Raw genomic sequence first — 14,421 nt, 5'->3', positions numbered from 1 at the left:
AAAATCTTTGAGTTACAACAGGTTTACATTCGTATTTCTTTTTTTATTTTTCAGCTGTATCGCATTAGCTCAGAACGCTCGTATTAAAGGGCTTATTTTAGATAATGAAAAACATCCTGTTGCAGGGGTAAATGTTTCTTCGCAAGATATTACAGCGCAATCTGATTCAAATGGTTTTTATGAAATTGAAATTCCGTCAAACAAAAAGGTTTCGCTGATTTTTACTCACGTTTCTTTAAAAATGATGAGTTTGACTGTCAGTTTAAAAACAAATGAAGTTTTTGTTTTTAATCCGATTATGAGTAATTCTGAAGAGCAAATGGGAGAAGTTTTTGTTTCTTCTGGAAACAGAAAACGAGTTCAAGGAATAACTTCTGTTGATACTGAAACCATAAAAAAGATTCCGGGTGCAAATGCAGGAATAGAAAATATTCTGAAAACACTTCCTGGCGTTAATTCAAATAACGAATTAAGTACGCAATATATGGTTCGTGGCGGAAATTATGATGAAAATCTAGTTTATGTAAACGAAGTAGAAGTATATCGTCCGTTTTTAATTCGTTCAGGACAGCAGGAAGGATTAAGTTTTACCAATACAGATTTGGTTCAAAATGTTGAATTTTCTGCTGGTGGATTTCAAGCGAAGTTTGGAGACAAATTATCTTCTGTTTTAGATATTACGTATCGTAAACCAACTCAGTTTGGTGCTGCTTTTGAAGCCAGTTTTTTAGGTGGAAGTGCTGCGGTTGATTTGGTTTCTAAAAATAAAAAGTGGTCAGCCGTAACAGGGGTTCGTTACAGAAATAATAGTCTTTTGGTAAATAGTCAAGATACGGAGACGAATTATAAACCAACTTTTGCCGATATTCAAACCAATGTGAATTATGATATTTCTGAAAAATGGCAAATGAGTTTTTTAGGAAATATTTCTCAGAACAAATATTCGTATGAGCCTTTGGTGCGCCAAACTAATTTTGGAACAGCAGATCAGCCGATGGCACTTGCAGTTTATTACGATGGACAGGAAAAAGATCAATACGATACTTATTTCGGCGCTTTAAAAACCACTTATAAAGCTTCGCCTACGCTTACTCTTAAATTGATAGGTTCGTTATTTCACACGACAGAAAAAGAACATTTTGATATTTTGGCGCAATATCGTTTAGGCAATGCAAATGCTGAAGATCCAGAAAACGCATCAGCAGTTGATTTTACTCGTGGAATTGGTTCTCAATTAAATCATGCTCGAAATGATTTGGATGCTTTAATCGCAAATATTGAACTGAAAGGAACTAAAGACTGGAAAGAAAGCCAATTGGAATTTGGTTTAAAATATACCAGAGAATCAATCCGAGATCGAGTAGTGGAGTGGGAAGTTATTGATTCAGCTGGATTTTCTATAAATCCGCCTTTGGTTATTCTTCCAAAAAACAACGAACCTTACACGCCTTACACGGGACCGCTTTTGCCATATCAAAATATCCGCGCAACAAATTTTAATACTATAAATAGATTTTCGGGTTATGCACAATGGAACAAGCAGTTGGAAATTGGTTCAAGTCAGATTTGGTATCATTTAGGAGCGCGTTTTCAAGGCTGGAATGTAGCGGGAGCTTTAGAGGAAGGAAAAACGCAGTTTGTGGTAAGTCCGCGTGCGCAATTTGCCATAAAACCAGATTGGGACCGCGATATGGTTTTCAGAATTTCGGGCGGATTGTATCATCAGCCGCCATTTTATAGAGAATTGCGTGATTTGGATGGAGTTGTAAATCCGAATGTGAAAGCTCAGGAAGCTATTCATGTGGTTTTAGGAAATGATTATAATTTTAAAATGTGGAATCGTCCTTTTAAATGGGTAACAGAACTTTATTATAAATCGCTTTCTGATGTAAATGTGTATTCGATTGATAATGTCCGAATCCGTTACGTTGCCAATAATAATGCGAAAGCGTATGCGCAAGGTCTTGATTTCAGATTAAACGGAGAATTTGTTCCAGGAACAGAATCTTGGGTAAGTTTTGGGTATATGAAAACAGAGGAGAATTACGAAAACAAAGGATATATTGCCCGTCCGACAGATCAGCGATTGAAATTTGCGATGTTGTTTCAGGATTACATGCCGAATATTCCAAGTGTAAAAGTGTATTTGAATTTGGTTTACAATACAGGTTTGCCTGGAGGTGCGCCAGCATATTCTGATCCGTATTTATATCAAAACCGATTAAATGATTACAGGAGAGCAGATATTGGTTTTGCAAAAGTTTTTGTAGACGCTAGTACGCAAAATACAAAAAAAGGCTGGCTGAAAAACTTTAAAGAATTGGCTGTTGGACTGGAAATTTTCAATCTTTTCAATAATCAAAATGCTATTACCAATACTTGGGTTCGTGACGTGTATTCAAAAAATCAATATGCCATTCCAAATTATATGACTTCGAGGGTTTTTAACGTTAAGATAAATGCGAGGCTGTAATACTGCTTCGTAATTGTTCAGTAAAATTCAATAAAAACAAAAATTACAATCAAAAATAGTATATTTGATAATCGTATATAATCATTGTAGATGAAAAAGTATTTTAAATATATCGCGCTAATACTTGTCGGAACAGTAATCAGCTGTCGAGAGGAAGTTCAAAAACCAAAAGTAAGTTATGGCGCTTCAAACAAAGTAAGTGTTACTAAAGCCGATACAACTCAAATTGAAATTGCAGATTTGCCAATTCAAATGGAAGGAACAAGTTATTTAATTCATCCAGTTGGAGATTTAAGGGTTTTTGAAAGAGGATCTAAGGCGCGTTATGGTTCTTCGAGCGTAAATGATGTGAGTTTTACAATTTCTAATTTAGGCGAATATGAAATTACAGGATATCTTCAGAATTTAAAATTTCAAAAAGTAGATTCAGATTCTATCCGACCATTATCAGATAAACCGGTTTTGATTTTAACGGCTACGTATTTAAAAACGGTTGCAGACAGAACGCATAATAATGTGATGGTTTACACGCTGACAGATTCAGATACTAATAAAGATGGTAAAATAGACACGAGCGATATTAAAACTTTATACTTAAGTGACATCAGCGGAGAAAATTTCACCAAAGTTTCAGCAGATCTTCAAGAGTTAGTAGATTGGAGCTTAATCGAATCTAAAAATCGTTTGTATTTTAGAACTATTGAAGACACTAATCAAAACGGTCAGTTTGATAAAAATGATGTTCTTCATTACAATTATATAGATTTGGCTTCTAAAAAATGGGAAGTGAAGAGTTATAAACCGATTTAAGTTGCTAAGATACTAAGACACTAAGATTCTAGGTTTTTTAGCCACAGATTAAAAGGATTAAAAAGATTTTCATAAAAGAGAGGCTGTATCAATTTATTGATACAGCCTCTCTTTTTTTAACTGCTTTTGTTAATGAAACAGCATTTTTCATTTTGATGCATCAAGTTGTCATTCCGTAGGGATGTCTGGTCGGTAGAAAAAAAATGATGACCAATCAATTTACGTTCCGTAGGAACGTTTGGCGTTGCATTGTTTTAAAAAAAAACATACCAAAAATCAAACGTTCCTACGGAACGTATAATAAGCGTAACTATATAATTTTTCTACCGATGAAATGTTCCTACGGAACATAATCAGAAACGTGAAAAAATCTTTTTAATCTTTTTAATCTGTGGCAAGAGAAAAACTCAGCGCCTCAGAACCTTTAAATCAATATGTCGCTCTCTAGATCCGATTTTTCAATTTCGAAACCAAAACCTAAGCGTTCTACCAATTCTATTACTAATTTTTTGTACCAGTTTTCAGATTTTGGGTGAATGTATATTTTTTCAATTAATTGATTGATGTCGACGTTGATCTTTAATCCATCGTTTAATTTGATGTCGCTTTTAGAAGTGTCACTCAGGATACGGACTTCTCTTTCGTATTGAAAACTTTTTCTTTTAAATAAGAACGGAAAGAATAAATCATCAAACGGAATGTATTCTTTTTTATAGTCAATGTAGTTTACTTCGCCAATAAACTGATCATAATTGTTTTCTGGCTTTACAGCTTTCTGAAGTCTTCTTATGGTGGACTGAATGGCCAAGCCTTCATTGTTTTTGGTGAAAATCTGCCACATGGCAAATGATTCGTATTCGTTAATATGCCAACTGCTAATCGCTACTTTTTCGCGATGCGTTTTGTAATAACTTAAAAACTCGGAATTATCTGCTGCAAGTTTTTTAATCTCTTCGTAAGTAGGTTCGCTGAAAGTTCCTTCATATTGATCTTCAAACTTGTCTGAACGCGACATAAAAAGTTTCTTCGAAAGCAATAAATCTAGAAATTTGGATAGGTCTAGATACTTCCAAACAATAGTATCGGGATCGTCGGGAAGTTTTATGTTGGGGTTGTTAAGATACATTTTCTGAAAGAATTAAATTTCAATCTTTAACTATCCTAAAGTTATAAAAATAAACACAGATTAAAGAAATTAAACTGAGTTTTAATATTTCCTTAATCTGTGTGAGATTATTTTTTATGTGAAAAACTTACGATTCGAAAGACTGCATTGTTACCAGCTTATTGTAAGTCCCATTTTTTGAAATTAATTCATCGTGTGTTCCTTGCTCAACGATTTTTCCTTTTTGCATAACCACAATTAAATCTGCTTTTTGAATTGTGGAAAGACGGTGTGCAATTACGATCGATGTTCTATTTTGCATCATGTTTTCCAATGCAACCTGAACAAATTTTTCACTTTCTGTATCCAATGCAGATGTTGCTTCATCCAAAATCATAATCGGTGGATTTTTCAATACGGCGCGTGCAATAGATAAACGTTGTTTTTGACCTCCTGAAAGCTTGTTTCCACTGTCTCCAATATTGGTGTAAATGCCTTTTGGAAGATCTTTAACGAACTCATAAGCATTTGCGATTTTTAAAGCTTCGATAATTTCATCATCAGTAGCGTCTAATTTTCCTAAAGAAATATTGGCTTTTATCGTATCATTAAACAAAATGCTATCTTGCGTTACCAATCCCATCAAACTTCTAAGTGAGTGAAGATTCATGTCTTTAATGTTGATTCCGTCTATAGAAATAGAACCTTCATTTACGTCATAAAAACGAGTCAATAAATTCGCAATAGTACTTTTCCCGCTTCCAGATTGTCCAACAAGTGCAACAGTTTGTCCTTTTTTAATTTCAAGAGAAAAGTCTTTTAAAACATTTTCATTTTCATATTTAAAGTTGATATTCTGAACGCTGATGTTGTCATCAAAAGTTGTTTTTTCGATGGCGTTTTCTTTAGAAACAATAGTATTTTCTTGGTCTAAAACTTCAAGAACACGTTCTGCTGCTGCGTTTCCTCTTTTTACTCCGTATGAAGCTTTAGAAATTGCTTTTGCAGGAGTAAGAATGTTATAGGCTAATCCCATGTAGGCAATAAACGAAGGGCCGCTTAGAGTTTTGTCAATTAAAACCATTTGTCCTCCATACCATAATAGAATAGCAATAACAGTAATTCCCATAAATTCACTTGCAGGAGAAGCTAAGTTCTGACGGTTTCCTATTTTATTTGATAAATTAAAAAAGCGCTGAGTTGAATTTTGAAAAACAGTATTGAAATAGTTTTCAGCATTATATCCTTTTACAACTTTTAATCCGCCAATAGTTTCCTCAATCGTAGATAAAAAAGTGCCTTGCTCTTCTTGTGCTTTTGTTGATTGCTTTTTCAATTGTTTTCCGATTAAAGAAATGATATAACCAGAAATCGGAATAAAGATGAATACAAATAAGGTTAACTTGGTGCTGATGATCAGCATTGTTGTGATGGTGAAAATGATAGTTAAAGGTTCTTTTACTATAAGCTCTAATATGGCTAGAAAAGAGTTTTGCACCTCGTTTACGTCAGCTGAAATTCTTGAAATGACATCTCCTTTTCTTTTTTCAGAATAAAATGCCAAAGGAAGTTCCAGTGTTTTCTTGTACATAGCATTTCGCATGTCTTGTAAAACTCCATTTCGTAAAAAAGTGATAAAAAACATAGCTAAATAATCGGCTAAGTTTTTTAATAAGAAGATCGAAATTATAATTGTTACCATTATGGCTAAAATATAACCTGGGTCATGATTGCCTTTTGTTGTAGTAATGTAGTAGCTTAAATAGTCTTCACCATATTGCTGCAATTTTAAAATACCTTCATAAACCGGTTTTTCGTGTCTGGCTTTTGTCTGGTCAAATAAAACCTGAAGCATCGGAATTAAAGCCACAAAAGAAAGTGTGCTGAAAAGCGCATACAAAATATTGAAAAAGATATTTAAGAACGCATACTTCTTATAAGGGTATATAAAAGGAACTATTTTTTTGAAATTACTCATTTATTTTTGGATGTTATTTTTTTCTGCTTGGTTATGCTTGCTTGAGTTTTATCACTATATTTTTTGTTATAAGAATTCATGTTGACGAATTTTTACTGCACAAAATTAATCCAATTGGACTGTTTTCAATTTCTTTTTAGTTTTTTTTATAAAAAAAACTCTGATTTTGCATCTTTAAGAAATGCAAATCAGAGTTTTAAATATTGGACTCCTTGTTTTTAAAGACTATTTGCAAATGGCAGTTACTTTCAAAAAAAAGGATTTATTTAATTCAACTGCATATCTGCAATAATGTTTTGAATTTTTTGATCTAAGAAGCTTTCAGCTTCATCAAAATCAGAAACCGATTCGATTTCGGCATTCACACTAATGTAGAATTTAATTTTAGGTTCAGTTCCGCTTGGTCTTGCGCAAATTTTAGAACCGTCTTCAGTATAATAAATCAATACATTTGATTTCGGAATATCCATTGTCGATTCTGAACCGTCTAATAAATTTAAAGCAATAGACGATTGATAGTCTTCAACCATTACCACTCTTTGTCCGTTAATTTCTTTCAAAGGATTTTCACGTAAATCGATCATCATTTGATTGATTTCCTGTAAGCCTTCCATTCCTTTTTTGGTTAAAGAAACTAAGAATTCTTTATAAAAACCATTTTCAACATAAAGCTGTAAAAGTTCTTTATAAACAGAGCTTCCTGCAGCTTTAGCTTGAGCGGCAACTTCGCATATTAATAAAGTGGCAGCAACTGCGTCTTTATCTCTAACTGCGTCTCCAACCATAAATCCGAAACTTTCTTCACCGCCTCCGATAAATTCTAGTTCAGGAAAATCTTTGATCATTTTTGCGATCCATTTAAATCCTGTCAAACCAACTTTGCACTCAACGCCATAACTTGTTGCCAATTCCATCATCATTGGAGTCGAAACGATTGTTGAACCAACGAATTGTTTTCCGTTAAGTTTGCCTGCTTTTTTCCATTGTTTCAATAAGAAAGAAGTCATTAAAACCATCGTTTGGTTTCCGTTCAATAAAATCATTTTGCCATCATTGTTACGAACAGCAACTCCTAAACGGTCGCAGTCAGGATCTGTTCCTACTACAATGTCAGAATTTGTTTTGTCAGCCAAAGCTAAAGCCATTGTTAAAGCTTCTGGCTCTTCTGGGTTTGGAGATTTTACTGTTGGGAAGTCTCCGTCTGGTACAGCTTGTTCAGGAACAATATGAACATTTTTATATCCAGCTTGCGATAAAACATCTGGAATTGATTTTATAGAAGTTCCGTGCAATGAAGTAAATACAATATGAAGATTGTCTTTAGCTTCAGCTGGAGTATTAAAACTTGCGTTTTCGATAGATGATTTTATAAAGGCTTTGTCAAGTTCTGTGTCAATGTACTGAATCAAACTTTCGTTTGCATTAAATTTGATTTTGTCATAACCTAAACTTTCAATCACATTGACAATTTCTTTGTCTTGCGGAGGAACAATTTGTCCGCCATCTTGCCAATATACTTTATAACCGTTGTATTCTGGCGGATTGTGAGAAGCTGTTAAAACAATTCCGCATTGGCATTTTAAATATTTAAGAGCAAAAGACAATTCTGGAGTTGGTCTCAAATCGGAGAATAAATAAACTTGAATTCCGTTTGCTGAGAAAACATCAGCTACCACTTTTGCTAACGTGTTACTATTATGGCGACAATCGTAAGCAATGACTACTTTTAAAGGTTCGTTTGGAAAAACTTTATGCAGATAATCAGATAATCCCTGAGTATTTTTTCCAAGTGTATATTTGTTGATTCTGTTGTCGCCAACACCCATAACACCGCGCATTCCTCCAGTTCCGAATTCTAAGTTTTTGTAAAAACTCTCTTCAAGTTCTTTTGGTGAAGTCGTCATTAATTCTTTAACCGCGGCTTGCGTTTCTTGATCAAATGTTGGCGTCAGCCATTCGTTTACAGCATTTAATATATTTGGTGCTATATTCATTTAGATTTCGTTTTATGTTTGTTTAAAAATAGTTTGTTATTGAGAGTTTAAGGTGCTTTATGGAATATTTTTATATCTTAATTAGACGTAGATTTAAAAATATACCTTAAAAAAGTTTTTTAAAAATTAACCTCTCGTGCTACTTTATATCTTGCTTCGTTATTTTTTGTTCTTAAAATAATTTCACCCAAGAATCCTGCTAAAAATAACTGAGTTCCCAAAATCATGGTCGTTAAAGCAATATAAAACCAAGGATTGTTGGTAACCAAGCTATATTTCATTCCAGTATACATATGGTACAGTTTAGAAATTCCAATGTATCCAGCTGCTAAAAATCCGATAATAAACATTAAAGAACCCATAGCGCCAAATAAATGCATTGGTCTTTTTCCGAATCTCGATAAAAACCAAATGGTAATCAAATCTAGGAATCCGTTTATAAAACGCTCCATTCCAAATTTAGTTTCACCATATTTTCTAGCTTGGTGAATTACCACTTTTTCGCCAATTTTTGCAAATCCAGCATTTTTAGCCAAAACAGGGATATAGCGGTGCATTTCTCCAGAAACCTCAATGTTTTTTACCACGACATTTTTGTAAGCTTTCAATCCGCAGTTAAAATCATTCAGTTCAACACCAGAAGTTTTTCTGGCAGCCCAGTTGAATAATTTTGACGGAAGATTTTTTGCCACAACAGAATCGTAACGTTTCTTTTTCCAACCAGAAACCAAATCGTATTTCTGATTCACAATCATTTCATACAATTCAGGAATTTCATCTGGACTATCTTGCAAGTCAGCATCCATTGTAATAATAACATCGCCTTTTGCTTTTGCAAAACCAGCATGCAAAGCCTGAGATTTACCAAAGTTTTTCATGAAACGAATTCCTTTTACATTAGGATTTTCGTTAGAGAAACCTTCAATAATCTGCCAAGAATTATCTGTACTACCATCATCTACAAAAATGATTTCATAAGAGTAATTGTTAGACTGCATCACTTTAATGATCCAAGTGTAGAGTTCTTTAAGTGATTCCTCCTCGTTTAGAAGCGGTATAAGTATAGATAAATTCATTTATAGTTTTATTCTTGTGTAGATTTGCTTTTGAAAAATGCTGCGAAAATTAATCCAAAAATGGCACTAATTACGATTGCAAAAATAGATCCTTTTAATAATTCGAATGTAGAATAAGGACTGCTTTCTTTCATCTTAGCAACAGCTTCATTAATTGCTGAGGCTGGTGTGCCAAATTTCTGCATCATACCAACAGTATATTTGATCATAATTTCGTTCAAAGTCTCCTTTGCGCCTGGATCAATTACATTAAATAATACAATGTTGAAAGTTGTTGATATTAAAATACCGATTACTGCAGCTATAAAATAAGTAGTAAAAGCATCTTTAAAAGGAAAAACACCGTTTAAATCTTTCTTAGTTTTAGAAAGCAAAATGATACTAATTGTAAGGCTTATTACGATTCCTAGTATTCCCATCCACCAAGCGGTAAATAGGTTTAAATCAATAGCATAGATTGTAGCAGTAACCAAAGCCGATGCAATTCCGATCATTACACCATACGTAACTCCATTCTTTTTTATAACTTCATTAATCATATTTCGATATGTTTAAAATTAATCCACAAATATAGTAATTCCCACTATAATCGGATATAAAAAAAGCTTTTCGAAATAAACTAAAAAAAAGTAAGCTAACTGTTTGTTTATTAAAAAAGAATTGTAAATTTGCACACTCAAAAATAATTAAATTTTTAAACAAAAAAGAGTATTATTTGTTTACACCTTTTTCTAACCATGAAAAAGCTTCAAAATAAAAGTGCTCCAAACAATAAATAAAAGAAAAGATGAAAAAAGGAATTCACCCAGAAAATTACAGATTAGTTGCATTTAAAGACATGTCGAATGATGAGGTTTTTATCACTAAATCTACTGCAGATACAAAAGAAACAATTGAAGTTGACGGAGTTGAGTATCCAGTTGTAAAAATGGAGATTTCTAGAACATCTCACCCTTTCTATACTGGTAAATCTAAACTTATCGATACTGCAGGACGTATTGATAAATTCAAAACTAAATATGCTAAACACGCTAAAAAATAATAGCTGTTTTAAATTATACAAAAGCCTTCCAATTCTGGAAGGCTTTTTTTATGCGTTAAATATTACTTTTCGTTAAAACGGTTTTTAATTAAACCCGTAAAATATTTGTAACTTTGAAGCCAGGTAACCAAATCAAATTTTAACAAACACTCAATTATTTATGAACTACATTCTTTTCGACGGTCCCGTTCGGAATGCTTTATTACCCTTTACTTTTACACGGCCGGTAGCTGATATTTTGGTAGGAATTATGACTATTCGCCAGAAATGGGAAAAATATCTTGGTTCGACAATCACGACTATAACAGAGGAATATTTATCGGAGAAATTCCCAATGGTTGAAATGGAGGAAAATGTAATGATCAACGCAGCGTATTTGCCAAATGATACTCTTGCAGAGATGGTTTCTAATTTGACAGAAAACCAGGCAATCTTTAAAGGGGAGGACGTAATTGCGTTTTTTGCGAACGAAAATCAGGAAGAAGTCGATTTTGATTCTTACGAAATTATTCAGTACAATGAAGATTGTATCACGATCGAGCATACTTGGGATATTTTTTCTAAAAACGATGCTGCGATTCGTCAGGATTTTAAATATCTGACTGAAGACCGAACCTCTCAGCCAATTCCTAAGAGTGTTAATGTAATTTCGCCAGAGAATATTTTTATCGAAGAAGGAGCAAAGCTAGAGTTTGTAACTTTAAATGCATCGACTGGTCCTATATATATAGGTAAGAATACCGAAATTATGGAAGGAACCGTAATTCGCGGGCCATTCGCTTTATGCGAAAATGCAATGGTAAAAATGTCTGCTAAGGTTTATGGAGCAACAACTGTTGGACCTGGAAGCCGAATAGGAGGCGAGGTTAAAAACTCGGTTCTTTTTGCTAATTCAAATAAAGGGCATGAGGGATTTTTAGGAGATTCAGTTTTAGGAGAATGGTGCAATATTGGGGCAGATTCTAATAACTCGAACCTGAAAAATAATTATGAAGAAGTGAAATTATGGAGCTACGAAACAGAAGGTTTTGCAAAAACTGGACTTCAGTTTTGTGGTTTAATGATGGGAGATCACAGTAAATGCGGAATCAACACGATGTTTAATACAGGAACTGTGGTTGGGGTAAGCGCTAATATTTTCGGAAGCGGATTTCCTCGCAACTTTGTTCCAAGTTTTTCTTGGGGCGGCGCGGCTGGATTTACAACTTATGTAACTAAAAAAGCTTTTGAAACAGCAAGATTGGTAATGAGCCGAAGAAATATAGAATTCGATGCAACTGAAGCTGCAATTATGGAGCATATTTTCGAAGAAACTAAAAAATGGAGAAAAGACTAATTAGATAATTAGTCAATTTGAAAATTAGATAATTTTTTGCAAACCCGACAGGTTTTTAAAACTTGTCGGGTTTTGTTATTTTGAGGTTTTAGAGAATTTTCTAATTTTCTAATTGACACATTTTCAAATTCAACTTATTTGTCAATCTTAATAAAATCTCCTTTCATATTGAATTTTAATTCTAAACCATTGGTTAGTTTTGTTTCATAACCAGAAGATTCGATTTCTATTTTGGTTACGTCTTCTTTAGGGAAATTTTCTTTTATATAAGAAGCAATTTTTTTTGGAACAATAGATTTTGGGACTTTGCCAGTTTTGGCGTCCACTTCTTTCCAATTTCCTTTTTTGTCAAATTCAATTTCAATTTTATTGTCAAACTGAACTTTGTATTCTGTAGAAAGAATTTCTTTGTCTTGTAAAATATAGCTCGGTTTTTTAGATCCAAAATGTGTTTTTAAGAAGGTTTGTGCATTTCCAGGTAAAGCTTCTTTTTTAATTACAGTTTTTTGAGCATTTGCAGAAAAACCAATCATCAGTCCTGCAATTACGTAAACAGCCAGTTTTAGTTTCGTTTTCATATTTTGCTGATTTTTAAATTCTTATACAAGGTAAGATTTAAATTTTAAAAATAGAAACAAATCGATTTGGTTTGATTCTTTGCAATTTAGGCTTTGTTTAATTCTTTTAAATTTTTGCATTATCAAATTGTCTCATTGGCAAATTATCTAATTATCACATTTTCAAAATTATCTAATTATCAAATTGGGACATTATCTAATTAAATCTATCTTTGCAGCACGAAAAAAATGGGTAGTCAAATAAACGATTAACCGATTAAACAAAATTCACAAACACAAATGATTACAGTTAACGATATTTCGGTTCAGTTTGGCGGAACTACACTTTTTAGCGATGTTTCTTTTGCTATTAATGAAAATGATAAAATTGCCCTTATGGGTAAAAATGGTGCAGGAAAATCTACACTTTTAAAAATAATTGCTGGTGTAAACAAACCTTCTACAGGAAATATTTCGGCTCCAAAAGAAGCTGTAATTGCCTATTTGCCTCAGCATTTGCTTACTGAAGATGGTGCGACAGTAATGGAAGAAGCATCTAAAGCATTCAGTGAAATTTTTAAAATGAAATCTGAAATCGATGATATCAATGAGCAGCTGACAGTTCGTACTGATTATGAAAGTGACGAATACATGAAATTGATCGAAAGAGTTTCTGACTTAAGCGAGAAATTTTATGCTATCGAAGAAGTGAATTATGAAGCCGAAGTTGAAAAAGTATTATCAGGTCTTGGATTCGAACGCGAAGATTTTACACGTCAGACTTCTGAGTTTTCTGGAGGATGGAGAATGCGTATCGAATTGGCTAAAATTCTTTTAAGAAAACCAGATTTGATTTTGCTAGATGAGCCTACCAACCACATGGATATTGAGAGTATTCAATGGTTAGAAGACTTCTTGTTGACTCAAGCAAAAGCCGTTGTGGTAATTTCGCACGATAGAGCGTTTGTAGATAACATTACAAACAGAACTATCGAAGTTACAATGGGAAGAATTTACGATTATAAAGCAAAATATTCTCATTACTTAGAATTAAGAAAAGATCGTAGAATTCACCAGCAGAAAGCATACGATGAGCAGCAAAAAATGATTGCTGAAAATCGTGCTTTTATTGAGCGTTTTAAAGGAACATTTTCTAAAACAGATGCAGTACAGTCTCGTGTGAAAATGCTTGAAAAATTAGAAATTGTTCAGGTTGACGAAGTAGATACTTCGGCATTGCGATTAAAATTCCCTCCAGCACCACGTTCAGGACAATATCCGGTTATTGTAAAGGAAATGTCTAAATCGTATGGAGATCACGTTGTTTTCAAAGATGCCAATATTGTTATCGAACGAGGTCAAAAAGTGGCTTTTGTTGGAAAAAATGGTGAAGGTAAATCGACAATGATTAAAGCGATCATGAAGGAAATCGGCGTTGATTCTGGAAGCGTTGAAATCGGACATAATGCGCAAATTGGATATTTTGCGCAAAATCAAGCTTCTTTGTTAGATGAAAATGCAACTATTTTTGAAACCATCGATAATATTGCTGTTGGAGATATTAGAACACAGATTAAAAATATTTTAGGAGCTTTCATGTTCCAAGGTGATGATATTACAAAAAAAGTAAAAGTGCTTTCTGGAGGAGAAAAAACTCGTTTGGCAATGATCAAATTATTGTTGGAGCCAGTAAACTTGTTGATTCTGGATGAGCCTTCAAACCACCTTGATATGAAAACCAAAGACATTATTAAAGATGCTTTGCGTGATTTTGACGGAACTTTGATCCTAGTTTCTCACGATCGTGATTTCCTTGACGGATTAGCAACTAAGGTTTTTGAATTCGGAAATAAACGAGTAAAAGAACATTTTGAAGATGTGGCAGGTTTCTTAGCGCATAAGAAAATGGACTCAATTAGAGAAATCGAGAAATAATATTTTTCATTAAAATTTGAAAAAGGGCATAAGTTTTAATCTTATGCCTTTTTTTTTGTTATTGTAACAATATTTTAATGCAATTTTTTTTACATAAAATATCTTTTTTTGTTAT

The 14,421-nt window shown here is 33.2% G+C and carries 11 protein-coding genes; 5 read left to right on the top strand and 6 right to left on the bottom strand.

Annotation, left to right across the window (positions count from 1 at the left end):
* Positions 1-7: 7 nt before the first annotated feature.
* Together ACNRYB_RS00605 and ACNRYB_RS00600 are read left to right on the top strand one after the other, a co-directional pair.
* A complete protein-coding gene (locus ACNRYB_RS00605; RefSeq protein ID WP_473728948.1) occupies positions 8-2,473 on the top strand; it encodes a TonB-dependent receptor in 2,466 nt (821 codons plus the stop codon).
* Between the two features lie 90 nt (positions 2,474-2,563).
* Complete coding sequence (locus tag ACNRYB_RS00600; RefSeq protein ID WP_066033694.1) at positions 2,564-3,283, top strand: CREC-EF hand family protein; 720 nt, start codon at positions 2,564-2,566, stop codon at positions 3,281-3,283.
* Between the two features lie 424 nt (positions 3,284-3,707).
* Here ACNRYB_RS00600 and ACNRYB_RS00595 read toward each other — a convergent pair whose 3' ends face one another.
* From ACNRYB_RS00595 to ACNRYB_RS00575, 5 genes are all read right to left on the bottom strand, one after another.
* Positions 3,708-4,409 carry a hypothetical protein gene (locus ACNRYB_RS00595; RefSeq protein ID WP_129748049.1) on the bottom strand — a complete coding sequence of 234 codons (702 nt, stop codon included), beginning with the start codon at positions 4,407-4,409 and terminating at the stop codon, positions 3,708-3,710.
* Between the two features lie 127 nt (positions 4,410-4,536).
* Entirely contained in the window at positions 4,537-6,366 is a 1,830-nt protein-coding gene (locus ACNRYB_RS00590) for an ABC transporter ATP-binding protein (RefSeq protein ID WP_129748050.1), read from the bottom strand.
* Positions 6,367-6,632: 266 nt separating this feature from the next.
* Positions 6,633-8,360: a phospho-sugar mutase gene (locus ACNRYB_RS00585; protein WP_129748051.1), complete on the bottom strand. Its 1,728-nt coding sequence runs from the start codon at positions 8,358-8,360 to the stop codon at positions 6,633-6,635.
* 119 nt (positions 8,361-8,479) lie between these two features.
* A complete protein-coding gene (locus ACNRYB_RS00580; RefSeq protein ID WP_129748052.1) occupies positions 8,480-9,436 on the bottom strand; it encodes a glycosyltransferase family 2 protein in 957 nt (318 codons plus the stop codon).
* An 8-nt stretch (positions 9,437-9,444) separates the two neighbouring features.
* Positions 9,445-9,975, bottom strand: coding sequence for a DUF4199 domain-containing protein (locus ACNRYB_RS00575; RefSeq protein WP_129748053.1), 531 nt, complete (start codon positions 9,973-9,975; stop codon positions 9,445-9,447).
* A 248-nt stretch (positions 9,976-10,223) separates the two neighbouring features.
* Here ACNRYB_RS00575 and ACNRYB_RS00570 point away from each other — a divergent pair, with 248 nt between their 5' ends.
* Both ACNRYB_RS00570 and ACNRYB_RS00565 read left to right on the top strand, forming a co-directional pair.
* On the top strand, positions 10,224-10,478 hold the full coding sequence (locus ACNRYB_RS00570; RefSeq protein ID WP_008464817.1) for a type B 50S ribosomal protein L31: 255 nt from the start codon (positions 10,224-10,226) through the stop codon (positions 10,476-10,478).
* A gap of 160 nt (positions 10,479-10,638) precedes the next feature.
* Positions 10,639-11,814, top strand: coding sequence for a GlmU family protein (locus ACNRYB_RS00565; protein ID WP_129748054.1), 1,176 nt, complete (start codon positions 10,639-10,641; stop codon positions 11,812-11,814).
* 134 nt (positions 11,815-11,948) lie between these two features.
* On the opposite strand, the gene ACNRYB_RS00560 is transcribed toward ACNRYB_RS00565, so the two are convergent.
* Complete coding sequence (locus ACNRYB_RS00560; protein WP_129748055.1) at positions 11,949-12,392, bottom strand: PepSY-like domain-containing protein; 444 nt, start codon at positions 12,390-12,392, stop codon at positions 11,949-11,951.
* Between the two features lie 279 nt (positions 12,393-12,671).
* On the opposite strand from ACNRYB_RS00560, the gene ACNRYB_RS00555 reads away from it, so the two are divergent.
* Positions 12,672-14,306: an ABC-F family ATP-binding cassette domain-containing protein gene (locus ACNRYB_RS00555; protein ID WP_473728947.1), complete on the top strand. Its 1,635-nt coding sequence runs from the start codon at positions 12,672-12,674 to the stop codon at positions 14,304-14,306.
* The last annotated feature ends 115 nt before the right edge of the window (positions 14,307-14,421 follow it).

The organism is Flavobacterium sp. CR10 (assembly GCF_055814415.1).
This window is presented reverse-complemented; position numbering and strand designations above follow the sequence as displayed.

Coding starts and splice junctions, on each gene's coding strand:
- ACNRYB_RS00600 (WP_066033694.1), top strand. CDS start 2,564: ATGAAAAAGTATTTTAAATATATCGCGCTAATACTTGTCGGAACAGTA.
- ACNRYB_RS00595 (WP_129748049.1), bottom strand. CDS start 4,409: ATGTATCTTAACAACCCCAACATAAAACTTCCCGACGATCCCGATACT.
- ACNRYB_RS00590 (WP_129748050.1), bottom strand. CDS start 6,366: ATGAGTAATTTCAAAAAAATAGTTCCTTTTATATACCCTTATAAGAAG.
- ACNRYB_RS00585 (WP_129748051.1), bottom strand. CDS start 8,360: ATGAATATAGCACCAAATATATTAAATGCTGTAAACGAATGGCTGACG.
- ACNRYB_RS00580 (WP_129748052.1), bottom strand. CDS start 9,436: ATGAATTTATCTATACTTATACCGCTTCTAAACGAGGAGGAATCACTT.
- ACNRYB_RS00575 (WP_129748053.1), bottom strand. CDS start 9,975: ATGATTAATGAAGTTATAAAAAAGAATGGAGTTACGTATGGTGTAATG.
- ACNRYB_RS00570 (WP_008464817.1), top strand. CDS start 10,224: ATGAAAAAAGGAATTCACCCAGAAAATTACAGATTAGTTGCATTTAAA.
- ACNRYB_RS00565 (WP_129748054.1), top strand. CDS start 10,639: ATGAACTACATTCTTTTCGACGGTCCCGTTCGGAATGCTTTATTACCC.
- ACNRYB_RS00560 (WP_129748055.1), bottom strand. CDS start 12,392: ATGAAAACGAAACTAAAACTGGCTGTTTACGTAATTGCAGGACTGATG.
- ACNRYB_RS00555 (WP_473728947.1), top strand. CDS start 12,672: ATGATTACAGTTAACGATATTTCGGTTCAGTTTGGCGGAACTACACTT.